25 protein-coding genes are annotated in these 22,767 nt (G+C 39.6%); all 25 read left to right on the top strand.

The annotated features are described in order from the left end of the window. Positions 1 to 80: 80 nt before the first annotated feature. The 25 genes from dnaJ (at position 81) to rpoD (ending at position 22,584) form a co-directional block, all read left to right on the top strand. A complete protein-coding gene (gene dnaJ, locus ACNJYY_RS14290) occupies positions 81 to 1,193 on the top strand; it encodes a molecular chaperone DnaJ (RefSeq protein ID WP_416729014.1) in 1,113 nt (370 codons plus the stop codon). A 282-nt stretch (positions 1,194 to 1,475) separates the two neighbouring features. Continuing rightward, positions 1,476 to 2,417, top strand: a complete 942-nt coding sequence (gene prmA / locus ACNJYY_RS14285; protein WP_416731882.1) for a 50S ribosomal protein L11 methyltransferase — start codon at positions 1,476 to 1,478, stop codon at positions 2,415 to 2,417. A 17-nt stretch (positions 2,418 to 2,434) separates the two neighbouring features. After that, positions 2,435 to 3,187, top strand: coding sequence for a 16S rRNA (uracil(1498)-N(3))-methyltransferase (locus tag ACNJYY_RS14280; protein WP_416729013.1), 753 nt, complete (start codon positions 2,435 to 2,437; stop codon positions 3,185 to 3,187). Positions 3,188 to 3,192: 5 nt separating this feature from the next. Further along, complete coding sequence (gene mtaB, locus ACNJYY_RS14275) at positions 3,193 to 4,545, top strand: tRNA (N(6)-L-threonylcarbamoyladenosine(37)-C(2))-methylthiotransferase MtaB (protein ID WP_144698981.1); 1,353 nt, start codon at positions 3,193 to 3,195, stop codon at positions 4,543 to 4,545. Positions 4,546 to 4,705: 160 nt separating this feature from the next. After that, entirely contained in the window at positions 4,706 to 5,380 is a 675-nt protein-coding gene (deoC, locus tag ACNJYY_RS14270) for a deoxyribose-phosphate aldolase (protein WP_416729012.1), read from the top strand. A gap of 147 nt (positions 5,381 to 5,527) precedes the next feature. Then, a complete protein-coding gene (gene rpsU, locus ACNJYY_RS14265) occupies positions 5,528 to 5,701 on the top strand; it encodes a 30S ribosomal protein S21 (protein WP_066237650.1) in 174 nt (57 codons plus the stop codon). A gap of 20 nt (positions 5,702 to 5,721) precedes the next feature. Further along, positions 5,722 to 6,165: a GatB/YqeY domain-containing protein gene (locus ACNJYY_RS14260; protein WP_137788838.1), complete on the top strand. Its 444-nt coding sequence runs from the start codon at positions 5,722 to 5,724 to the stop codon at positions 6,163 to 6,165. Between the two features lie 101 nt (positions 6,166 to 6,266). After that, positions 6,267 to 7,595 carry an NfeD family protein gene (locus ACNJYY_RS14255; RefSeq protein WP_416729011.1) on the top strand — a complete coding sequence of 443 codons (1,329 nt, stop codon included), beginning with the start codon at positions 6,267 to 6,269 and terminating at the stop codon, positions 7,593 to 7,595. A gap of 21 nt (positions 7,596 to 7,616) precedes the next feature. Further along, the gene (gene floA / locus ACNJYY_RS14250) at positions 7,617 to 8,624 is read left to right on the top strand and encodes a flotillin-like protein FloA (RefSeq protein ID WP_416729010.1); all 1,008 of its coding nucleotides are present in this window, start codon (positions 7,617 to 7,619) and stop codon (positions 8,622 to 8,624) included. Positions 8,625 to 8,626: 2 nt separating this feature from the next. After that, the gene (locus tag ACNJYY_RS14245) at positions 8,627 to 9,061 is read left to right on the top strand and encodes a hypothetical protein (protein WP_416729009.1); all 435 of its coding nucleotides are present in this window, start codon (positions 8,627 to 8,629) and stop codon (positions 9,059 to 9,061) included. A gap of 72 nt (positions 9,062 to 9,133) precedes the next feature. Continuing rightward, positions 9,134 to 9,415 (top strand): sporulation protein YqfC, encoded by a 282-nt coding sequence (yqfC, locus tag ACNJYY_RS14240; protein WP_416729008.1) that lies wholly within the window; start codon positions 9,134 to 9,136, stop codon positions 9,413 to 9,415. A 27-nt stretch (positions 9,416 to 9,442) separates the two neighbouring features. Beyond that, positions 9,443 to 10,633: a sporulation protein YqfD gene (gene yqfD / locus ACNJYY_RS14235; protein ID WP_416729007.1), complete on the top strand. Its 1,191-nt coding sequence runs from the start codon at positions 9,443 to 9,445 to the stop codon at positions 10,631 to 10,633. Positions 10,634 to 10,638: 5 nt separating this feature from the next. Continuing rightward, positions 10,639 to 11,601, top strand: coding sequence for a PhoH family protein (locus tag ACNJYY_RS14230; RefSeq protein WP_144698989.1), 963 nt, complete (start codon positions 10,639 to 10,641; stop codon positions 11,599 to 11,601). Between the two features lie 193 nt (positions 11,602 to 11,794). Next, on the top strand, positions 11,795 to 13,915 hold the full coding sequence (locus ACNJYY_RS14225; protein ID WP_144698991.1) for an HD family phosphohydrolase: 2,121 nt from the start codon (positions 11,795 to 11,797) through the stop codon (positions 13,913 to 13,915). Continuing rightward, positions 13,912 to 14,379 (top strand): rRNA maturation RNase YbeY, encoded by a 468-nt coding sequence (gene ybeY / locus ACNJYY_RS14220; protein ID WP_416729006.1) that lies wholly within the window; start codon positions 13,912 to 13,914, stop codon positions 14,377 to 14,379. Before ACNJYY_RS14225 ends, ybeY begins: the two co-directional genes overlap by 4 nt. Beyond that, the gene (locus tag ACNJYY_RS14215; RefSeq protein ID WP_416729005.1) at positions 14,376 to 14,741 is read left to right on the top strand and encodes a diacylglycerol kinase family protein; all 366 of its coding nucleotides are present in this window, start codon (positions 14,376 to 14,378) and stop codon (positions 14,739 to 14,741) included. Before ybeY ends, ACNJYY_RS14215 begins: the two co-directional genes overlap by 4 nt. 28 nt (positions 14,742 to 14,769) lie before the next feature. After that, positions 14,770 to 15,168, top strand: a complete 399-nt coding sequence (locus ACNJYY_RS14210; RefSeq protein WP_137788846.1) for a cytidine deaminase — start codon at positions 14,770 to 14,772, stop codon at positions 15,166 to 15,168. Continuing rightward, positions 15,161 to 16,069, top strand: a complete 909-nt coding sequence (gene era, locus ACNJYY_RS14205) for a GTPase Era (RefSeq protein WP_191753789.1) — start codon at positions 15,161 to 15,163, stop codon at positions 16,067 to 16,069. Before ACNJYY_RS14210 ends, era begins: the two co-directional genes overlap by 8 nt. A gap of 301 nt (positions 16,070 to 16,370) precedes the next feature. Next, positions 16,371 to 16,514 carry a YqzL family protein gene (locus tag ACNJYY_RS14200; RefSeq protein WP_144698999.1) on the top strand — a complete coding sequence of 48 codons (144 nt, stop codon included), beginning with the start codon at positions 16,371 to 16,373 and terminating at the stop codon, positions 16,512 to 16,514. 47 nt (positions 16,515 to 16,561) lie between these two features. After that, positions 16,562 to 17,305, top strand: coding sequence for a DNA repair protein RecO (recO, locus tag ACNJYY_RS14195; protein WP_416729004.1), 744 nt, complete (start codon positions 16,562 to 16,564; stop codon positions 17,303 to 17,305). Positions 17,306 to 17,372: 67 nt separating this feature from the next. Further along, positions 17,373 to 18,056: a helix-turn-helix transcriptional regulator gene (locus tag ACNJYY_RS14190; RefSeq protein WP_231607259.1), complete on the top strand. Its 684-nt coding sequence runs from the start codon at positions 17,373 to 17,375 to the stop codon at positions 18,054 to 18,056. 18 nt (positions 18,057 to 18,074) lie between these two features. Beyond that, the gene (locus tag ACNJYY_RS14185) at positions 18,075 to 18,890 is read left to right on the top strand and encodes a pyruvate, water dikinase regulatory protein (protein ID WP_191753791.1); all 816 of its coding nucleotides are present in this window, start codon (positions 18,075 to 18,077) and stop codon (positions 18,888 to 18,890) included. A 185-nt stretch (positions 18,891 to 19,075) separates the two neighbouring features. Further along, a complete protein-coding gene (locus tag ACNJYY_RS14180; protein ID WP_416729003.1) occupies positions 19,076 to 19,543 on the top strand; it encodes a YaiI/YqxD family protein in 468 nt (155 codons plus the stop codon). A 59-nt stretch (positions 19,544 to 19,602) separates the two neighbouring features. Then, positions 19,603 to 21,411: a DNA primase gene (dnaG, locus tag ACNJYY_RS14175; protein ID WP_197221305.1), complete on the top strand. Its 1,809-nt coding sequence runs from the start codon at positions 19,603 to 19,605 to the stop codon at positions 21,409 to 21,411. 42 nt (positions 21,412 to 21,453) lie between these two features. Next, positions 21,454 to 22,584, top strand: a complete 1,131-nt coding sequence (gene rpoD, locus ACNJYY_RS14170; RefSeq protein WP_066396256.1) for an RNA polymerase sigma factor RpoD — start codon at positions 21,454 to 21,456, stop codon at positions 22,582 to 22,584. Positions 22,585 to 22,767: the final 183 nt, after the last annotated feature.

Genomic DNA, 22,767 nt, shown 5'->3' with positions numbered 1-22,767 from the left:
AACCTTTGCACTTTTCGTCTTGAGTCAGGTGGTATTCAATGGTAAGATAACTTTTATGTGAGAATTCGGGAGTGTCCTATATGAGTAAACGAGATTATTACGAAGTACTTGGATTAGATAAAAATGCCTCAAACGATGAGGTGAAAAAAGCATACCGTAAACTTGCCAGAAAGTATCACCCAGATGTTAATAAAGAGGCAGATGCGGAAAATAAATTTAAAGAAGTAAAAGATGCCTATGAAACATTGAGTGATCCTCAAAAGAAAGCTCATTATGATCAGTTTGGCCATACCGACCCTAACCAAGGCTTCGGTGGCGGCGGAGCAGGCTTTGATGGTTTTGGCGACATTTTTGACATGTTCTTTGGTGGAGGCGGAGGACGAAGAAATCCAAATGGTCCCCGTCAAGGAAACGATCTTCAGTATGGGCTTCGATTATCTTTTGAAGAGGCTGTATTCGGAAAAGAGACAGAAATACAGATTCCTACTGAAGAATCATGTGAAACTTGTCATGGTTCCGGTGCTAAACCAGGAACAAAGCCTGAAACGTGTTCGCATTGTAACGGAAGCGGTCAGCTGAACGTTGAACAAAACACACCGTTTGGCCGTATTGTAAATCGCCGAGTATGTAACCACTGTAGTGGAAAAGGTAAGATCATAAAAGAAAAATGTAAGACGTGTCATGGAAATGGGAAAGTACGCAAGAACAAGAAGCTTTCTGTTAAAGTGCCAGCTGGTGTAGATAACGGCCAGCAGATCCGTATGTCTGGACACGGCGAAGCAGGTGTGAACGGTGGTCCTGCAGGTGATCTTTATGTGGTGTTCCAAGTAGCGGATCACGAGTTCTTTGAGCGTGATGGAGATGATATCCTTTGTGAGATGCCGTTAACGTTCTCACAAGCAGCGCTTGGTGATGAGGTTGAAGTACCAACATTGTACGGTAAAGTTAAGCTGAAGATTCCAGCAGGTACACAGACAGGAACTCATTTCCGTTTAAGAGGAAAAGGTGTTAAGAATGTTCATGGAAGAGGTCAAGGTGACCAGCATATCCAAATCAAAGTCATAACACCGAAAAACTTAACAGAAAAACAAAAACAGCTTCTTCGCGACTTCTCAGAAATCAGCGGAAGTATGCCAGACGAACAACAAGATGGATTCTTCGACAAAGTAAAACGAGCATTTAAAGGCGAGTAAAATAAGTTGTTCCTACATGCATTAAATAAGCTTTCATAATTCTCTTTCTAAAGCCTGTTGTTTTGTATGTATTAACATCTTTAGCAGGTTGATTGTAACGGAAGGTGGCGAGACTCCTGCGGGACTGGCGGTCAGGTGAGACCTTTAACGGCGCAAAGCGGCAAAGGGCTCACCGCCTGCCCCGCGGAAAGCGAGCCACATGGAGTGGAAATCAACCACTCACAAGAGCAACAAAGTAATAAATATGTTCTAAAAGCCAAACTAACAAACGGAGTTGATATGATGAAATGGTCAGAGATTAGCATCCACACTACTCAGGAAGCTGTTGAACCAGTATCGAATATTTTACATGAGGCGGGAGCTAGCGGAGTTGTGATTGAGGATGTAGATGACCTCTCTAAAGAGCGTCAATCCGTATTTGGCGAAATTTATCAGCTTAACCCTTCTGATTATCCTTCAGAAGGAGTAATTTTAAAAGCTTACTTACCCGTTAACAGTTTTTTAGGTGAAACGGTTGAAGAAATCAAACAAGCAATCACAAACCTTGTGAAATATGACATTGATATCGGAGCGAACACGATTTCCATCTCAGAAGTGAATGAAGAAGAATGGGCGACCGCTTGGAAAAAATACTATAAACCGGTAAAAATCTCAAAGCGGATCACGATCACTCCCACATGGGAAGATTATAAACCTGTACATTCTGATGAACTTATTATTGAGCTTGATCCAGGTATGGCTTTTGGTACAGGAACTCACCCAACAACAGTGATGAGTTTGCAAGCTATTGAAAAATATATAGCTGAAGGTGATTCTGTCATTGATGTAGGAACAGGCTCTGGTGTATTGAGCATTGCATCCGCTATGTTAGGTGCAAATAAAGTTGAGGCGTATGACCTAGATGAAGTGGCAGTAAATTCTGCACGTTTAAACGTGAAACTAAACAAAGTGAACCAAAAAGTGCATGTTGATCAGAATGATCTCTTAAAAGGGATTGAAGGTCCAGTTGACCTTGTAGTAGGGAATCTTTTAGCAGAAATCATACTCTTGTTTGTTGAAGATACAGCTAAAGCTTTAAAGCCAGGTGGTTATTTTATCACGTCTGGGATTATCCAAGGCAAAAAGCGCGATGTAAAAGCTAAATTAGAAGAGCATGGATTTACGATCGTAGAAGTATTAGAGATGGAAGATTGGGTTGCGATCGTTGCTCAAAATAAGAAATAGGATAGGAAGTGCATTTCATGCAAAGGTACTTTGTTTCAACAGAAAACTGGAAAGATGATGCTGTTACGATTACAGGGGATGATGCCAAGCACATCTTGAAGGTGATGAGAATGCAAGTAGGAGACGATTTCATCTGCTGTGATAACAAAGGTCGTACATCTTTGTGTGAGATCATAGAGGTTGACGGTAATGAAGTAGAGACGAAGATCGTAAAGGATATCGAAACAGATGCTGAGCTTCCTGTCTCTGTTACTATTGCTCAAGGGTTGCCAAAAGGGGATAAGTTAGAGTATATCATTCAAAAAGGCACTGAACTCGGGGCCTCCTCCTTTTTTCCATTTGCGGCTGACCGTTCTGTAGTAAAATGGGACGACAAAAAATCGATTAAGAAAAAAGAAAGACTTGAAAAAATTGCAAAAGAAGCAGCAGAGCAATCACATAGAAACCGGGTTCCAGACATTTTGAATCCTGGTTCTTTTTCTGATTTGCTAAAAATGGCAGAACAGTATAAGATAAAAATCGTTGCGTTTGAAGAAGAAGCAAAACAGAACGAAATTTCTAATTTTACTTCAGCTTTAAGCACAGCTGAAATAGGAGACTCAATTCTATGTGTGATCGGTCCAGAAGGCGGCATCAGTGAGAAAGAAGCAGCTTTTCTTAATGATCATGGATTTTTATTGTGTGGACTGGGTCCAAGAATCTTAAGGACAGAAACAGCACCATTGTACTTGTTATCAGCTATTTCTTATCATTTTGAACTAAAGGGGTGATCTATATGCCATCCGTTGCATTTCATACATTAGGTTGTAAAGTGAATCATTATGAGACTGAAGCAATCTGGCAGCTTTTCCAAGCTGAAGGATATGAACGTACAGATTTTGACAGTACAGCTGATGTTTATGTGATCAATACTTGTACCGTAACGAATACGGGAGATAAAAAGAGCAGACAAGTTATTCGACGAGCTATCCGTAAAAATCCGGACGCTGTTATTTGTGTAACAGGTTGTTATGCTCAAACATCGCCAGCAGAGATTATGGCGATTCCTGGGGTAGACGTTGTTGTAGGTACACAAGACCGTTCTAAAATGCTGACTTACATTCAACAATATAAAGAAGAACGTATGCCTATTAATGGTGTGTCGAACATCATGAAAGCACGCGTATATGAGGAATTAGATGTTCCAGCATTTACCGACCGAACACGAGCATCGCTTAAGATACAAGAAGGGTGCAACAATTTTTGCACGTTCTGTATCATTCCTTGGGCAAGAGGTCTTCTCCGCTCTCGGAAACCTGAAGATGTACTTTCTCAAGCTCAACAGCTTGTAGACTCTGGTTACAAAGAGATCGTTCTAACAGGCATTCATACTGCTGGGTACGGAGAAGATATGAAAGATTACTCTTTTGCGAAGTTGTTGGATGATCTTGATAAGAACATCTCTGGATTAAAACGAATCCGTATCTCATCCATTGAGGCTAGTCAGATCTCAGATGAAGTGATTGAAGTTATGGGCAGATCAGACAAAGTAGTTCCTCATCTGCATATACCCCTACAATCAGGGTCTAATACAGTGCTTCAACGAATGAGACGAAAATATTCAATGGAAATGTTCGGTGAAAGACTGGATCGACTAAAAGAAGCACTTCCAGGACTTGCGATTACATCTGATGTAATTGTTGGTTTTCCAGGTGAGACTGAGGAAGAGTTCATGGAGACGTATCGTTTCATCGAGAAACATAAATTTATGGAGCTTCATGTGTTCCCTTACTCAAAAAGGACTGGTACACCAGCTGCTAAGATGGAAGATCAAGTTCCAGAAGATATTAAAAACGAACGCGTCCATAAGCTTATAGCTCTATCTGATCAACTGGCTAAAGAATACGCATCCGACTATGAAGATACAGTTGTGGAAGTTATTCCTGAAGAGGCGTTTAAAGAAGATCCTACGAACAAACTATATGTAGGGTATACACCGAACTATCTTAAAGTTTTGTTTGAAGGAAACGAAGAGATGATAGGTAAATTGGTTAAAGTGAAAATTACTGAAGCTGGGTATCCTTATAATAAAGGTGTATTTGTAAAACAAGAAATGGAAGAAATCCTAAAGCAAGCTGTTTCAAGCTAACATCCTGGAGTTCTAACCAGGATGTTTTTTGATGATAACTGAGGGCTTAGCGATTTCCTGCACCTCACCGTAAATATTTTTAAGATGCTCGATTTATGTCGAAAAATTTGTTATGATACAAACGGTGTTTAATTTTTTTATTTAGAAAGGGTTTGTTGAAATGAGCAATTTAAACGTTGCAAGAATGATCGATCACACAGCATTAAAAGCTGAAACTTCAAAGAAAGAAATCTTAACTCTTTGTGAGGAAGCTAAAAAATATAATTTCTTTTCTGTATGTGTTAATCCAACTTGGGTTTATACAGCATTCGAACAACTAAAGGATTCAGATGTAGCAGTTTGTACGGTAATTGGTTTCCCGTTAGGTGCAAACACTCCGGAAGTAAAAGCGTTCGAAACGAAGAATGCAATTGAAAACGGTGCAACTGAGGTAGATATGGTAATCAACATCGGTGCACTAAAAGATGGAAACTACGAGCTAGTAGAACAAGATGTTCGTGCAGTTGTTGAAGCAGCTAAAGGCAAAGCTTTAACAAAAGCGATCATTGAAACTTCTCTTCTTACTAACGAAGAAAAAGTTAAAGCTTGTGAGATCGCTGTTAAAGCAGGTATCGATTTCGTTAAAACCTCAACAGGATTCTCTACGGGTGGAGCAACTGCAGAAGATATTAAATTAATGCGTGAAACAGTTGGTCCTAACATCGGTGTCAAAGCATCTGGTGCAGTACGTGACCGTGAGACTGCTTTAGCCATGATCGAAGCAGGTGCTACACGTATTGGAGCAAGCGCTGGAATCGCGATTGTTGAAGGCGGAACATCTACTTCAGATTATTAATTTTTACTTTTAAGTCATTTACCTTATCTCCTAAGACCAACTTGTTTAAATTAAGTTGACCGTACTGCAAGGATATATTATAATGGCAAAAGATATGTGACGCATCTTTACTTTATGTAAGGGTGGTCTGGAGGGAGGGAAATACAAATGGCAGAAACACGTATTCGCAAGAATGAATCCATTGATGATGCTCTTCGTCGTTTTAAAAGATCCGTTTCCAAAGATGGAACATTGGCTGAAGTTAAAAAGCGCAAGCATTATGAAAAGCCAAGCGTAAAGCGTAAGAAGAAGGCTGAGGCAGCAAGAAAGCGTAAGTTCTAAGCGGGGTGTAAGTTAGTAATATGAGTCTTCTTAATGATTTAAACCAAGATATGAAACAAGCGATGAAGGACAAGAACAAGCAGAAACTTTCTGTAATTCGCATGCTTAAGGCATCACTTCAAAATGAAGCCATCAAGCAGGGACGTGAATTAAACGAGGAAGAAGAGCTTACCGTTCTTGTACGCGAAATGAAACAAAGAAAAGACTCCCTCCAAGAATTCGAAAAAGCTGGCCGCGATGATTTAGTCGCTGGACTTCAAGATGAAATCGCTGTTCTTACGCCATATTTACCAAAACAGCTGACTGAAGAAGAACTTCAAGAAATTGTTGCTCAAACGATTTCTGAGATAGGTGCTGCTTCTAAAGCTGATATGGGTAAAGTTATGGGGGCTCTTATGCCTAAAGTTAAAGGGAAAGCCGATGGCGGACTCGTTAACCGTATTGTTCAGCAACAATTATCATAATTGAAATGACAAACGCTCTGTATTTATACAGAGCGTTTTCTTATTTTTTGAAACTTTTTTCCACAAATTAACGTAAAATAAAGTGGAGGGGGTGTTAGTTTGTGAAAAGGATTCGATTGTTCATCTATATGCTTTGTCTGATTTGGGGAATTTATGGTGTACTTTCAACTTCACTTGTCTTTTCAGCAGGGAAAGGTAAAACAGTTACGTTCATACCTGTAGAACATGAAGTTGAAAGGGGCCTTGAAGCATTCTTAGATCGTAGTATTCATAAGGCAGAGAAAGATGGAACAGATCATATCGTTCTAGAGATCTATACTCCTGGTGGCCGAGTAGATGCTGCACTACATATCGCAAAAGTCATGAGAGAAACAGAAATTCCAATCACAGCGTATGTGGTGAAAAACGCTTTCTCAGCAGGAGCGTATATCGCTTTAAATGCAGACCAGATTGTTATGAAGCCATCAACAACGATAGGATCTGCCGCAGTGATCGACAGTCAAGGAAATACAGCTGGACAAAAAGCTGAGTCTGCATGGAAAGCAGAAATGCTAGCAGCAGCAGAGTTGAATGGAAGAACTCCTATATACGCTGAGGCGATGGTAGACCCAGACGTTGAGATTTCTGAACTCGGTTTAGAAAAAGGTGAATTACTTACACTTACAGCCAGTGAGGCATTGAAAGTGGGCTACGCAGAAAAAATTGCAGAAGATCGTCAAGAACTGCTAGCACATCTGAACATGGAAGAGGCAAAAATTGTAGAGTCAAATCCTACTTTCGCCGATAAGATCGCGCGATTTGTAACAAACCCTGTCGTAGTCCCTATTCTTTTATCATTAGGAAGCTTAGGTCTTGTATTAGAGCTTTATACACCTGGCTTTGGAATTGCAGGGTCTATCGGAGCTTTATCATTACTGCTGTTTTTTTATGGTCATATGATAGCCGGTCTAGCCGGATGGGAAGCAATCATATTATTTGGTGTTGGTCTGATCTTGCTGATTCTAGAGTTGTTTCTGCCTGGTGGTATAATTGGTATACTGGGGGTGTTGGCAGTGTTAACAGGATTGATCATGGCAGGTGGATCTTTAACAGGAATTTTGATCGCTATTGCTATTGCCATTGTTGTTACGATTATCGGATCGTATTTCTTCTTACGATCATTTGGTTATAACGGTTCATTAAAGAAACTCGTCCTATTTGATTCAACGAGCTCTGAAAAGGGTTATCTATCTCATAATGAGCGGAAAGATCTAACAGGCAGGATCGGCGTCACTGCTACAACACTACGACCTTCTGGGAGTTTAAGACTTGATGATGAGTTCATAGATGTAGTGACAGAAGGATCGTATATCGAAAAAGGTAAACCTGTAAAGATTATTAAAGCCTCAGGTGGACGTGTTGTAGTGAGAGAAATAGAAAATAATGAATAGAAAAGAATGGAGAGTGTGTAGATGTTAGAACTCGGATCGATCGCCAGCATTGTAGTCATTGGATTGATTGTAATCGCTCTAGCTGTGTTATTTACGTTTGTACCCGTCATGTTATGGATTTCTGCATTAGCAGCAGGGGTAAGAGTGGGAATCTTTACATTAGTGGGGATGAGATTAAGAAGAGTTATCCCGAACCGTGTAATTAATCCGCTAATTAAAGCTGTAAAAGCGGGACTTGATCTAAGTACGAACCAGCTTGAAAGTCACTATCTGGCTGGGGGGAATGTTGACAGAGTAGTAAATGCGTTGATTGCAGCACATCGTGCAAATATTGAACTAAGCTTTGAACGTGCAGCAGCGATTGATCTTGCGGGACGTGATGTACTCGAAGCTGTTCAGATGAGTGTAAACCCTAAAGTGATCGAAACACCTTTTATCGCCGGTGTAGCATTAGACGGGATTGAAGTAAAAGCAAAAGCAAGAATTACTGTACGTGCAAATATAGATCGTCTTGTAGGTGGAGCTGGTGAAGAAACGATAATCGCCCGTGTCGGGGAAGGGATCGTTAGTACGATTGGTTCTTCGGCAACACATAAGAAAGTGCTTGAGAATCCAGATTTAATCTCACAGACGGTTTTATCAAAAGGGCTAGATGCTGGTACGGCGTTTGAGATTCTGTCCATCGATATTGCAGACATTGATATTGGAAAGAATATTGGTGCGGAACTTCAAACAGATCAAGCGATGGCCGACAAAAATATCGCTCAAGCAAAAGCAGAAGAAAGACGTGCGATGGCTGTAGCAAAAGAACAAGAGATGAAAGCAAGAGTCCAAGAGATGAGAGCGAAAGTTGTAGAAGCGGAAGCAGAAGTGCCAATGGCATTAGCAGAAGCTCTTCGTTCTGGAAACATGGGTTTTATGGATTATATGAACATGAAAAATATTATGGCTGACACTACGATGCGTGAATCGATCAGTAAATCATCAAACCCTGATAAAGAGAATGATGATAAAGGACGGAAGTTGTAAGTATGAACATTATAGAAGCGATTATTGAACTCCTGCTAGCTAATATCGCTTTTGTTATTCTAATTGCGGGCGGCATATATAGTGTCTTTAAACGCCAAAAAGAAATGAAAGAAACGAAACGTTCTGAACCTAATCGACGTAAAGCAGAAGGACCAAGACCAACTGTTTCACCTTTTGGTTTGCCTGCTGAACCTCGAGTTAAAGAAGTTAAAGAAGCGATGGTTATCCAAAAGGAAAAAGTCGACCAAAAATTATACGAACAACCTTCCTATACACGTGAACGGAATAAGACTCGAACAGAAAAAGTCTCTAACCGCTATCAAGATAGAGAAGATCAAATTATGAACGATTTTAAGGTAGATCAAAAAGAATTACAAAAAGCGGTAATATGGTCTGAGATCCTCTCTAAACCTAAAGCGCTGCAAAAGCGTTCTTAACATGAGGTAACTTGTAATAAGAGTGATAGTTTCCCCCCTTCTCTCATAAAAATGGAGAGAGGGGGTTTTTTTATGGGCAAATTGCGGCAGCAAGTAAACAAATGGATGATGCAAAACCTTGAGCTACCAGCAGATGTAGTGATGGATTTACCCCGGATCACGATGATTGGACAACTGCACATCTATATTGAGAACCATAGAGGAGTTAAGGCTTTCTCGAATGAACAGCTCACGCTCAAACTAAAACAAGGTGTGCTTCATATAAAAGGAAGTGAGTTTGTTATTAAAACGATCTTGCCTGAAGAAATCTTGTTAGAAGGTACGATATCTTCAGTCGGCTTTGAAAACGAATGATTATTTCAGGTAACAGGGAGGGACAAGATGAAATCCAAATGGAACCATTTGAAAGGGTATGTAAGGGTAGAAATTATTGGACAAGATTCTAGTTCGTTTATCAATACGTGCATTCAATCTGGTATTAGCATATGGGATATCCAGCCACTTGACGACAACCGTGCACTCGTCTCTATTTCTGTTTCAGATGTACAAAGAGCGAGACGTATATTAAAAGAAAATAAGTTGAAGATCAGGATTAAAGAGAAGAAGGGGACACTGTTTCTTCTCAAGAGAATGTGGAAAAGAAACGGTTTTATCCTCGGGATGCTCTCGTTTATTTGTCTTTTATTTTTATTATCTAATATGATTTGGAATATTAATGTTACGGGGGCAAATCCTAAGACAGAATACGAGTTAAGAAAAGCTGCTGTAGAACTTGGAGTAACTAAAGGGAAATTCATCTTCTTGCTGCCGAATGTTAGAGAGATACAGCGTGATCTAACAGAGAAGATGGATAACGTTACATGGATCGGTGTAACTCAGCATGGTACTTCATACCGATTCGAAGTTGTTGAAAAAGAGATTCCAGAAGCAAAGCAGGTTACAGGACCGAGACATCTTGTGGCTACTAAAGAAGCTGTTATTCACTCTGTATTCGTCGAAAAAGGACAACCTATTGTAGGTGTTAACGACTATGTTAAAAAAGGATCGCTGTTAGTCTCAGGACTTATCGGAAAAGAAAAAAAGCCCCAGCTAGTAAGTGCAAAAGGTGAGATCTGGGGAGAAGTTTGGTACCAAACTGAGGTTGAGGTCCCATTAAACACTTCCTTTCAAACATATACCGGTAAATCTAAAAATAGGCATTATGTTTCACTTTTTGGTTTAAATGTTCCTGTCTATGGATTTTCAGAAGGAGAATTTAAAGATAAAACGGAAACACTAAATGAATCACCTCTTTATCTAGCTAAATGGAAAATGCCGTTTTCTTATATAAAGAAAGAGATCAGAGAAACGGATGGAGTAAAACGTTCTTATAGTAAAGCCGAGGCAATAGAAGTAGGAAAAAAGATGGCAAAGAAAGAACTTTCAAAAAAATTGCCTGATGATGCAAAAATTAATGGTGAAAAAGTTTGGCAACAAAACGTCTCGAATGGTAAAGTTAAACTAACGATGCTCTACCAAGTAATTGAAAATATTGCATCTGCACAACCTATACCTATCCAACAAGGAGAATGAGTAGTTTGTCAGAAACGAAAAGACTTAATTCATTACAACTCGAAAATACGACAGAAGCAGCTTCACTCTTCGGGCCTAACGATGCCTTCTTAAAGGTGATTGAAGACAAGCTTAACGTAAGTATAGTCACCAGAGGAGAAGACATTTTAGTATCAGGTGAATTGAACAAAGCAGAAATGGTTGAAGAAACTTTGTTTGTTCTGTTGAAATTGGTACGAAAGGGTATCAAGATCTCAGAAAGAGACATTGTTTATGCTGTTCAGCTTGCAGAAAAAAATATGCTTGATGAATTAAGTGAACTTTATGAAGAAGATATTGCGGTTACTGCAAAAGGAAAACCTATTCGTGTAAAAACACTCGGTCAGCGTCATTATGTTCAGTCCATGAGAAAGCGCGACCTTGTTTTTGGTATCGGTCCTGCGGGTACAGGGAAAACCTATCTTGCGGTAGTAATGGCAGTCAACGCATTAAAAGAAGGTAAGATGAAAAAGATCGTGCTGACCCGTCCTGCGGTTGAAGCAGGTGAAAGTTTAGGATTTCTTCCAGGTGATCTGAAAGAAAAAGTAGATCCTTATCTGCGCCCCCTCTATGATGCTCTTCATGACCTTCTTGGGGCGGAACATACCGAGAGGCTGATCGAGCGTGGCACGATTGAAATCGCACCACTGGCGTACATGAGAGGCCGTACGCTTGATGAAAGCTTTGTCATTTTAGATGAGGCTCAAAACACTACACCAGAACAGATGAAGATGTTTATAACGCGTCTTGGTTTTGGATCGAAGATGGTCATCACAGGTGATCTTACACAAATAGATCTTCCTCGTGGAAAAGAATCGGGATTAAAAGTTACTGAAAAAAGGCTTGAAAGCGTTAAAGGCATCGATTTTATATACTTAAAACAGCTAGATGTGGTTCGTCATCCACTTGTTCAGCGAATAATTGAAGCATATGAAACATACGAAGATTAAGGACTCCAAGCATTTTGGAGTCTTTTTTTGTCTTAAAGGTTGTTCTTTTGCCCTATTTTGAATGTATGGCGGGATTTAGTGGCAAATTGAATAAATAAGCAATTAATTAAGCTATTCTTTTTGAGAAGTACCATAATTGACCAACTTTTGCTAAGATTAGAATAAGATGTACAAGTTTAAGGAGTGGTAGCGTTTGGCCAATTTCAGGCATCTTTTGTCTAATTACTTTCGTTTGAGTGTAGCAACAGTATCGTTTATCGTAATGGGAATCATTTTGTTTTCCTTATTAGTCAGCAACGTAACTCCTAATGTAGTGGATGTGAATGTTTATGAGCGTTCACCACGGGACATACAATCACCAATCACGATCCCGTTAGAAGATCAGACAGAAGCCAGAAAGAAGCTCGCAGAAGAGAGTATAAAGAATGAATATACGTTTAATAAAGACCTCGCCTTAGTACAGGCAGAAGCCTTAAAAGATTTATTAGATATCGTTATAACGATTACCGAATCTGAAGAAAAGAAGAAAAAGGAAGATGAGGCTACCCTAACTTTAGAACAAAAAGTTATTCAATTAAAAGACTCGATCAATAAGTCGGATATTTCTGATGAAACATACATCGCACTTGCTGAAGCAAGTAAAGCAGAATTAAATAATGTGAAAAATTTAGCTCCTGATGTAGTAAATAAAGTCTTATCTGAGCCCGTAATGGTTGAAGAAGTGGAAGAAGCGAGAAGTGAAGCTATTCAGCTGATACGTGATAATAATCTCCCCTATTCTCTTCGAAATGCAACAGAGGAGATCACAAGAAGCTTTATTATCGCCAACAGAACGTTAGATACAGAGAAAACACGTCAAAAACGTAAAGAAGCGAGCGACAAAGTAGAAGAAGTTGTGATCAGGGAAGGGGAAGTCCTCGTGAAAAGCGGGGCAGTTATTACGCCTGAGATCTTTGATAGACTCAAAAAAGTCGGACTATTAGATCAGGAAATGAAAACATATCCGTATTACGGATTATTCCTTTTTGTGCTGATCGTTATGGCTGGTTTATATTATTTTATGAAAGAAGAGCGTGAGAAAGAGCATTTTCGAAAATATGTAACCATCTATGCTTTATTATTTACTTTGACACTCGTAGTGATGAAAGTGTTGAGTGTTAGTACAGAACTTGGTCTTATGAGTCTCATGTATGCTGTCCCAGTTGCGGCGGGTGCGATGATGATCAAGATGTTGTTCAATGAAGAGCTTGCAGTTGTATCGACAATTATCTTTGCCTTTAGTGCAGCACTGATCTTTAATGAACAAACAGCCGGAAATTTTAACTTTATCATGAGTATGTATGTTTTGTTTAACGGTATGTCAGGAATCGTGTTTTTAGGAAAAACTCAACAGCGATCTAAAATCTTGCAAGCTGGATTTTTCGTATCTTTTATAGCCATCCTAACAGTAGCGAGTGTACTATTGCTGCAAAACGGAAAATTCACATCTCTGCAGATTGGATTAGACCTTGGCTGTGCAGCCATTTCAGGTTTTATTTCAGCTGTGTTAACACTAGGGCTTCTGCCGGTCATTGAATCGTCGTTTAACATCTTATCTGTGACAAAGTTAATCGAGCTTTCGAATCCTAACCACCCAATTTTAAGAAAAGTGCTCATGGAAGCGCCAGGGACGTATCATCATAGCATCATGGTCGCCAACCTCTCAGAAGCAGCATGCGAGTCTATAGGGGCTAATGGTTTACTAGCTAGGGTAGGATCTTATTACCACGATGTAGGAAAAACGAAAAGACCGCATTTTTTTATTGAAAATCAGATGAATATGGATAATCCGCATGATAAGATAGCACCACAGCTAAGTAAGACCATCATCACAGCTCACCCATATGACGGAGCAGACATGCTCCGTGCAGAAAAGATTCCGAAAGAGATTATTGATATTGCTGAACAGCATCACGGAACGACTCTGTTAAAATTTTTCTATCATAAAGCAGCTCAGCTTACTGATAAGGAAGTAGCAGAATCGGACTTTAGATATCCTGGCCCGAAAGCTCAAACGAAAGAAGTTGCGATCATTGGGATTTCTGATGCTGTAGAAGCAGCTGTTCGATCGCTTTCGAAACCAACACCAGTTAAAATTGACGGGATCATTCGCAAAATTATTAACGACAGGCTAGAAGATGGTCAGTTCGATGAATGTGATATCACGCTAAAAGAATTAGACATAGTTGCAAAAACACTTACAGAAACGTTAAAAGGAATTTTTCATTCCAGAATTGAGTATCCAGAAGAAACAAAAAAGGTGGAGAAACAATGATGCTACATGTTGAATATTTAAACGAGATCGATGAAAACAGCACTGATTTTCAAGAGTTAATAAGCAATGTTCTTGAGAAAGCAGCAGAGATGGAGAAAACAGGCCAAGCGGAAGTATCAATCACGATCGTATCAAAAGAACGAATTCAGGAGATCAACAAGGAATACAGACAAAAAGATAGTGTAACAGATGTTATTTCTTTTGCTATGGAAGAAATGGGTGAAGATGAGACAGAGATCATCGGAGGAGAAGAGACAAGGTTCTTAGGCGATATTATCATCTGTCTAGATGTTGCGAAAGAGCAAGCGGAAGAGTACGGGCACTCATTAGAGAGAGAGATGGGCTTTCTTGCGGTTCACGGCTTCTTGCATTTATTAGGCTATGACCATATGAATGATGAAGATGAAAAAAGAATGTTTGGAAGACAAGAAGAAATTTTGGAGCAATATGGTCTGAAAAGATGATCGATTGGAAAAAGTTGTTCTCAAGTTTTGGTTTTGCTTTTACAGGAATCATCTCAACGTTTAAATCAGAACAAAATTTTAAGATCCATACCCTTATAAGTGTAATCGTGATTATTTTCGCGGTTGCACTTGATTTTTCTAAAGAAAGATTCGTCCTTTTATTTATTGTGATCGGAATCGCACTATCACTCGAACTTGTAAACACGGCGATTGAGAGTGCGATCGATCTCATAACTGAGAAGAAGCATCCACTCGCGAAGAAGGCGAAAGATGCCGCTGCAGGTGCAGTTTTGGTTTTTTCAATGTTTGCTGTTATAATCGGTATACTGCTATTTATTGAACCGCTGATAAATAGTATGTAGCTATTTTTGTTAAGAAGGTGAAAGAGTAATGAATAAAGAACAATTGATGGAACAAGCGAAAATCGCACGTGAAAAGGCTTACGTACCATACTCTAAGTTTCAAGTAGGTGCAGCTCTTCTAACGGCTGATGGTAAAGTATATAACGGAGCGAATATCGAGAACGCTGCTTATAGTTTAACGTGTTGCGCTGAACGTACGGCATTATTTAAAGCGTATACAGAAGGTGACACAAAATTCAGTGCAATCGCTGTTGTAGCAGATACAAAGCGTCCTGTACCTCCTTGTGGAGCATGCCGTCAGGTTATCTCTGAATTATGTCCGCCAGAGATGCCAGTTTATCTAACAAACCTTAAAGGTGATGTACAAGAGATCTTAGTAAAAGATTTATTACCTGGTGCATTTTCGCCGGAGGATCTAAATGACTAAAGAAGGCTATAAATCAGGTTTTGTAACGATTATTGGCAGACCTAACGTAGGTAAATCGACTCTTTTGAACAAAGTGATCGGGCAAAAAATCGCCATAATGAGTGACAAACCTCAAACAACAAGAAATAAGATACAAGCGGTTTATACAACAGATGAGTCTCAAGTTATCTTTATTGATACACCTGGTATTCATAAACCGAAGCACAAGCTAGGCGATTTTATGACGAGAACAGCACAGCAGACGTTGAACGAAGTCGATCTTATCCTATTCGTCATTAATGCAGAAGAAGGATATGGACGAGGTGATCAGTTCATTATAGACAGACTTCAAAACGTGAAAAATCCTGTATTTCTAGTCATAAACAAAATCGATAAAGTACATCCTGATCAATTGTTGCCGTTGATCGATATGTATAGAAATAAGTTAGACGTTGCTGAAGTTGTGCCAATTTCTGCTCTCAACGGAAACAATGTGGACACACTTCTTGAACAGATCGTTTCCTACATGGAAGAAGGACCGCAATTCTACCCTGAAGACCAAGTAACCGATCATCCAGAGCGCTTTATAACGGCAGAATTGATCCGCGAGAAAGTTCTACATCTTACTCGTGAAGAAATTCCTCACTCTGTAGCCGTCATCATTGAAGAGATGAAAGAACGGGAAGAAAAGAACGTCGTTTTTGTTAACGCAACGATCATCGTAGAACGATCTTCTCAAAAAGGAATCATCATCGGTAAACAAGGAAAGATGCTAAAAGAAGTCGGAAAAAGAGCAAGAGCAGACATTGAAACTCTCTTAGGATCGCGCGTCTTTTTAGAATTGTACGTAAAAGTACAAACCGACTGGAGAAACCGCCAAAAGCAACTAACCGAGTTCGGTTTTAATGAGGATGAGTATTAAACAGCAGTTACTTTAAATGGGTTTGTAGTTCGTCTTTGAATAGTTGTTTGGAGTGAAAGGTGCGAGACTCCTGGGGGATGAGTGTGACAGGTGAGACACCTTAGGGCGCAAAGCGTCAAGGTGGCTCACCGCACGCCCCCCGGAAAGCGAGTACCTGAAACGGAAAACAACCACTTACAAGAATGACCCACTGCGAAAACTCAAAAGTAAAAAACTGTTAAAATTTCCTTGACATGAAATAAACAATTAAGGTGAACCTAGTTATTACAGGAGAAAAACAAATAGAAAGGTGTGTCCAAACATGAAAGAATTTACTTGGAAAGTATTCTGTGAGACGGGCAGTATTGATACCTATTTGTTATACAAAGAGCTAGACCATGAAATAACAGCTCTATCAGCAGTTATTCCTTATGATGAGTCTCTTGAGGAACCTCCATTTCATTAATAAGTAACTACGGTGCCTTCTTAGATCTGAGAGGGTGGTGATTTACCTTGCTTTATAAAGTTGAAGGAATCGTCATTAAAACCGTTCCGTATGGTGAATCCAATACGATCATCACTTTGTATACTAAAGAATTTGGGAAAGTCGGCGTAATGGCAAGAGGAGCCAAAAAGCCCAAAAGCCGCTTTACTTCCATTACGCAACTTTTTACATACGGAATTTTTGTTTTTCAAAAAGGCCGAGGACTCGGAACTTTACAGCAGGGCGAGGCGCTTTCTTCTTTTAGAAAAATAAGAGAAGATCTCGTGAAAACCGCTTATGCCGCTTATCTAGCAGAACTATTAGACAGAAACACTTCTGAGGATGATCTTAAGCCAGATCTATTCGGATGGATCAAACAATCCTTAGAATATATCAATCATGGGATAGATCCTGAGGTCATAACCTTTCTATTCGAACTAAAAATAATGAAAACATCCGGAATCGTACCTGAGTTGAGTAAATGTGTTTCATGTCACTCAACAGAAGGTGATTTTTCTTTCTCGATTAGAGAAGGTGGTTTCCTTTGTGAGAGGTGTTCATACAAAGATCCTTATAGAATGCGGATCTCACGGGGCGCAGTAAAACTGCTTCATATGTTCTATCACCTTGATCTTACACGACTTGGGAACGTTTCTTTAAAAAAAGAAACCAAAAGGGAGCTTCGAATGTTGTTTGACGCCTACATGGACGAATATTCAGGAGTGTTTTTAAAATCAAAGAAGTTTCTGAAACAATTAGATGATTTATCGTGAAAAACTGTGAAGCTTTTAATCTTTACAGTTTTTTTAGTTCGCTTTCTCACATGAATAGGTTATAATAATGAGAATAAGTATAACACATTGGATGCGGCAAAAGGTGGTGTACACGATCGAACTTAATAAGAGGCAGCAAAAAATCATTGAAATTGTTAAAGATAATGGGCCGATTACAGGTGAACAAATTGCAGATCAACTTGATCTTACAAGAGCTACACTCAGACCCGATCTTGCCATTCTAACGATGGCAGGTTATTTAGATGCTAGACCGAGGGTTGGTTATTTTTACACCGGAAAGACAGGTTCTCAGCTCCTAACGGAAAAAATTAAAAAGATTAAAGTTGCGGAATTCACATCGATGCCTGTCGTCGTTCAAGATTCAGCGACGGTATACGAAGCGATATGTACGATGTTCTTGGAGGATGTTGGTACTTTATTTATCATTAATAAGAACGGACATCTTGCTGGGGTAGCTTCACGAAAAGATTTATTAAGAGCAAGCATGGGGAAACAAGAGATCAACAGTATCCCAATCAACATTATCATGACAAGAATGCCTAATATCACATATTGTTTTAAAGAGGATTATCTCTTAGATATCGCACACATCTTAATCAGAAAACAAATTGATTGTCTTCCAGTCGTAAAACGCTCAGATGATGAGAGTGGATTTGATGTAGTCGGTAGGATTACGAAGACGAATATCACAAAGGCTTTTGTAGAATTAGCACATGATGAATTACTATAATTGAATGGGGAGGCCAACATGACAGGACGTCCTATCGTATATGTCGTTTCCGATTCAGTCGGAGAAACGGCAGAGTTGGTTGTTAAAGCGGCGGCGAGCCAATTTAATTCAAATGGAATAGAGATTAAAAGAGTTCCCTATGTGGAAGATAAAGAGACGATTGATGAAGTTATCTCATTAGCAAAGGATCACAACGGAATTATCGCGTTTACACTTGTCGTGCCTGAAATAAGCGAGTATGTTGCTCAACAGGCTGCCTTGCACAACATACCTACAGTGGACATTATGGGTCCGATTATGAATCAGCTGCAATCTAGGCTGAATCAAGTTCCAAGATATGAACCTGGAGTCGTGCATAAGCTTGATGATGATTACTTTCGAAAAGTAGAAGCTATTGAGTTTGCCGTAAAATATGACGATGGCAGAGATCCTAGAGGGATATTAAAAGCGGATGTTGTACTGATCGGTGTATCAAGGACTTCCAAGACACCACTTTCACAATACTTAGCACATAAACGTTTAAAGGTCGCGAATGTACCTATTGTTCCGGAAGTAGAACCGCCTGAAGAACTGTTTAAAGTTTCACCTAACAAATGCTTCGGTCTTAAGATAACCCCTGAGAAATTAAACGATATTCGTAGAGAACGTTTGAAGGCGCTTGGTTTGAATTCTGAAGCGAATTACGCAAACATGGAAAGAATCAAGCACGAGCTCGTGTACTTTAACAAGATCGTTGATCAGATCGGTTGTAGAGTGGTCGAAGTCTCAAATAAGGCTGTCGAAGAATCAGCTAACGTTATCTACAATTTGTTTCAAGGAAAGTCTTATAAATAAAGCGCAAATGATTGCGCTTTTTTATTTTGATCATTTTACTGGTAAAAAGGAGAGAGTTTTATTATAATATTACATTGTGATTAAATTTTATAAGTTTGTCCAAAATAGTGATAAATTGAGGATGCTAATTTAAGGCAAATGCTCTCATTTGAAGGAGAATCACTGTAAAAGTAGAACATAAGAATATGGAAAAATTAATTGGTAATGTATTTGTAGATGCAGACGCTTGTCCTGTTGTAATAAAGGAAGAAATTTTTAAGTTCTCCAAAATGTTTGATTTTGAACCCATATTCGTTACATCTTACGCACACGCGAGTAACACGGACCAGCCTGGGCGCTGGATATTGGTCGATGCAAGTCCTGAAGAGGTTGATCTTTACATACATAATCATTCTAAAAGAAATGATCTTGTTGTGACTCAAGATCATGCCCTCGCAAGCCTTCTTCTTTCAAAAGGGGTTTACGTCATCACCCCTAGAGGGAAACAGTTTGAAGAGAATGAAATGGAACGAGTGCTTCATGAACGGTATATGTCTGCAAAAGCTAGGCGTTCTGGCAAGCATTCAAAAGGACCTGCTAAATTTAAAAAAGAGGACACAGAAAGATTCTGCACAGTTTTTTGCGAAATCCTGTCGAATGTTGAAGGAAAATAGAATTGTGCCACGAATATATATCTAGTGTCTAAAAGAAACAGAGATTCTGTGGTGGTCATATGGAACGTATACCTGAGGACTTAATAGAGAAGGTCAGGTCATCAAGCGATATTGTTGACGTGATCAGCGATTATGTTCCTCTTAAGAAACAAGGCAGAAATTATTTTGGCCTATGTCCTTTTCATGGGGAAAAATCGCCATCCTTTTCTGTCTCACCTGAAAAACAAATTTACCATTGTTTCGGTTGTGGAGCAGGAGGCAATGTTTTTTCTTTTTTGATGAACATTGAAGGGTACTCTTTTATTGAAGCTGTAACGCAGCTTGGAAAAAAAAGTGACATCGAACTTCCTCAAATTCATCAGCAAAACTTCTCCGAGAAAAGTTCTGACGAAAAAAAGGCGATGACTGAGATTCATGAGTTGTTGGCTAAGTTGTATCATCACTGCTTACTTCACACAAAACAAGGAAGGCCGGCTTTAGAATATCTGGAGAAGAGGGGATTCACCAGAGAATCCATAGAGCGGTACCAAATTGGCTATGCTCCAGATTCTTGGGAGACAGCATCACAATTTCTCCAAAAACGAGGAATGGACCTACACATCGCTGAAAAAGTTGGGTTGATCGGAAAGAGACAATCTGATGGAAAACCGTATGATCGATTTAGAAATCGAGTCATGTTTCCGATTTGGGATCGTACAGGTGCAGTGGTCGCTTTTGGTGGCCGGGTTTTAGACGGGAAGGACGAGCCTAAGTATCTTAACAGTCCAGAGTCTAAGATCTTCCAAAAAGGAAGAACTCTTTATGGCTTAAACCTTGCACGTGCAGAGATGAGGCAAAAACAGCATGCTGTCATCTTTGAAGGGTATGTAGATACAATTGCGGCTTTTAGAGCAGGAGTTACAAATGGTGTTGCTTCATTAGGTACTTCTTTAACTGAAGATCATGCAGCCATTCTGAAACGAAATGTTCAATCTGTCACAATCTGCTATGACTCTGACCGAGCTGGCGTGGAAGCAGCGTTTCGAGCTTCAGAAATTTTAACAAAACAAGGCTGTACCGTGAAGATTTCACAGATGCCTGATGGAATGGACCCCGATGACTATATTTCGAAATTTGGAAACGATTCGTTTTTAAAAGATATAATAGGGGCTAGCCTAACTGTGATGGCATTTAAAATACAATATTACAGACGCGGGAAAAACCTTCGAGATGAAGGAGAACGGATGATCTATATCGAAGAGATTATCCAAGAAATTGCGCGTCTGCCAAAAGCGGTTGAACGAGATCATTATCTCCGCCAGATCGCTTCTGAATTTAATCTTTCATTGGATGCTCTAAAACAACAGCAGACACAGACTACAAAGCAACTGCAAAGGTCTAAGGATAACGCCCCTAAAAAGCGGGATAATAATTTTAGAATACAAACACTTTTGCAAAAGTCATTGTTGCCGAGAAATCTGAATGCTGAACGTATTGTCCTTGCTCATATGTTAAAAAGTGAGGAAGCCGCTTTTTTAATTCAAGAAAAGTTGGATTCAGGCTTTAATGTTGAAGAGCATAACGCGATTGCTGCATACTTATATGCCTTTTATGAAGAAGGAAATAAACCCAATGTAGGGTTGTTCATGCAGCGTATCGACGATGACAAATTAAGGAAATTAGCTTCAGAATTGGCGATGCTTACAATCAGTGAAGAGCTGAATGAAATAGAGCTCGCGGATTATATTCGTATTATTTCTAGCTATCCTTTATTGCGGGAGATACAAGAAAAAGAAAAACAGCAAGAAGACGCAATAAGAAGGAATGAAATAAAACTGGCAGCCCAAATTGCCCAAGAAATTATGAGAATGAAAAGATCTCTTAAATAATCGGGATGTAGGATGGTTGAAGTTTTGGAAGGAGGGGATCGAATGGCTGAGAAACCAAACCGTCAAGGTACGGAAGGCGAATTAACCATCGATCAAGTTAAAGAACAATTAGTTGAGGCCGGTAAAAAGCGAGGACGGCTGACATATACTGAAATCACAAGTAAGCTGGCACCTTTTGAACAAGATTCTGATCAAATGGACGAGTTCTATTCATACCTTGAAGAACAAGGTGTTGAAGTTGCTGAAGCGTCTGAAGATGCAGAAGACGAAGAGGACCCTAAGTTCGAAATGGAAAAAGAGGAAGAAGAATTCGACCTTAATGACTTGAGCGTACCACCAGGTGTTAAGATCAACGATCCAGTCCGTATGTACTTAAAAGAAATCGGACGTGTAGACTTACTATCAGCAGACGAAGAGATCGAACTGGCAAAACGTATTGAGAACGGTGATGAAGAAGCTAAACGCCGTCTTGCAGAAGCAAACTTACGACTTGTCGTAAGTATTGCCAAGCGTTATGTTGGTCGTGGAATGCTGTTCCTTGATCTTATCCAAGAAGGAAACATGGGATTGATCAAAGCTGTTGAAAAGTTCGACTATGACAAAGGATTTAAATTTAGTACGTATGCAACATGGTGGATTCGTCAAGCAATCACGCGTGCGATTGCTGACCAAGCTCGAACGATCCGTATCCCGGTGCATATGGTTGAGACGATCAACAAACTGATTCGTGTTCAACGTCAGTTACTTCAAGATCTTGGGCGTGAACCATCACCAGAAGAAATCGGTGCTGAGATGGAACTAACTCCTGAGAAGGTGCGTGAGATTCTCAAGATCGCTCAGGAGCCAGTCTCTTTAGAAACACCTATCGGTGAAGAAGACGATTCTCACCTTGGTGATTTTATTGAAGATCAGGATGCATTAGCTCCTTCGGAAGCTGCGGCTTATGAGTTATTAAAAGAGCAGCTTGAAGATGTTCTAGATACCTTAACGGATCGTGAAGAAAACGTTCTTCGTCTTCGTTTCGGACTTGACGACGGGCGTACTCGTACCCTCGAAGAAGTAGGTAAAGTGTTTGGCGTAACGCGTGAACGTATCCGTCAGATCGAAGCTAAAGCACTACGTAAACTCCGCCATCCAAGCAGAAGTAAACGATTAAAAGACTTTTTAGAATAGAAAGTTTGCCCAATTCTGGGCAAGCTTTTTTTATTTCTTTCATTTTACTTATTATTCCACCTCAATGCAAACTCACCAAAAACTCATTTTCTCATACCATTTCCTGCATAATCCTTTTTGTTACTTGCTTATTCTTCTGTATATTAAATTAAAAATTCTTTAAATCTTGTAAAAATTCAGCCT

It is taken from the genome of Fictibacillus tiangongensis (assembly GCF_048083785.1).
In the GTDB taxonomy this organism is placed as follows: domain Bacteria; phylum Bacillota; class Bacilli; order Bacillales; family Fictibacillaceae; genus Fictibacillus.
This window is presented reverse-complemented; position numbering and strand designations above follow the sequence as displayed.